Annotated in this window: 1 pseudogene; it reads left to right on the forward strand. The window is 34.5% G+C overall.

Annotated elements, in window-relative coordinates:
* Positions 1-1,211 (forward strand): annotated as a pseudogene (locus AC1DJR_RS30430) (YhgE/Pip domain-containing protein); the annotation flags it as partial.

Here is a 1,211-nt window from a genome sequence, read left to right on the forward strand (position 1 = left end):
AGTTTGTTGATGAAAAGCAAGCAATTTATGGAGTGGAGCGTGGAGATTATTCCGCAAGTATTACTATTCCAAAAGATTTTTCTGAAAAGATTGCAACGGTCTTGAATGAAAATCCACAGAAACCAGAACTTGATTACTATGTAAATGAAAAAGTAAATGCGATTGCACCGAAAATTACAGCTAAAGGTGCATCGGGTCTTACAGAAGAGGTTAGTAAAAACTTTGTTAAAACAGCAAACGGTGAGATTTTTGAAATCTTCAATGACCTTGGAATCGATTTAGAAACTAACTTACCGAGTATTGAGAAGATTAAGGATCTTGTCTTTAAGTTAGAAGCACAGTTCCCAGAAATGAATACACTTATGGATAAGGCGTTAGATGATGCGACTCGGGCAGAAGATATCGTGAAAGTAGCACAAAAAGATCTACCTGTTGTAGAGAGTGTAATAAATGATGGGCAAGAAGCGTTGGCAAATTTAGATAAGTTCTTTGCAAGACAAGATCAAACATTAAAGAATGCTCCAGGAACGATAAGAAATGATTTAGTAGCAGCAAAAGGCGTTATGGATAGTGCAGCTGCATTTACTGACTTTTTAATGAATCCAGGTGTAGACTTAAATATTCCTGATTTGTCTGGAATGAATGGATTACCTGAATTTCCTGCAAGACCAGACCTTTCTAAGTTGAATAGTGATGGTTATAAGAGTATAGCGCAAAATATTAATCAAACAGTAAATAATGTTTTAAGCTCATCACGTGCAGGAACAGCTTATGGGAAAAGTGTTATAAATGGATTGCAAAATGGTCAGTTTGATCCAGAACAAGCAAAGAAAGATTTAAATGCGGTATCAGATCGATTACAAACTGGTACAGATGGTATTTCATATCTTATTAATTTCTTTACTGAACTTCAAAATTCAGCGACGACTGATTTTGGAAATAGCTTTTTCAAAGACCGAGTGGATCACTTAACTAATGTTAAAAAAGGTATGGAAAATGCAAACAATGGTATTAAAGATATTGTAAATGCTATCGGTACAGGACAAGAAGTAAAGAAAGATGTAACAGATGTAGCGAATCAAAAATTAGATGCAGCAAATGCATTGATTGATCAAACTGAAAAAGATTACAATGAAACATTTGTAGCAGATTATAAAAAAGCAGTTAGCACAGTAGATCAAGCTAAAGCTGATGCAAATGCAGTATATGAT

The sequence above is a fragment of the Bacillus sp. 05T31 genome, from assembly GCF_056396725.1.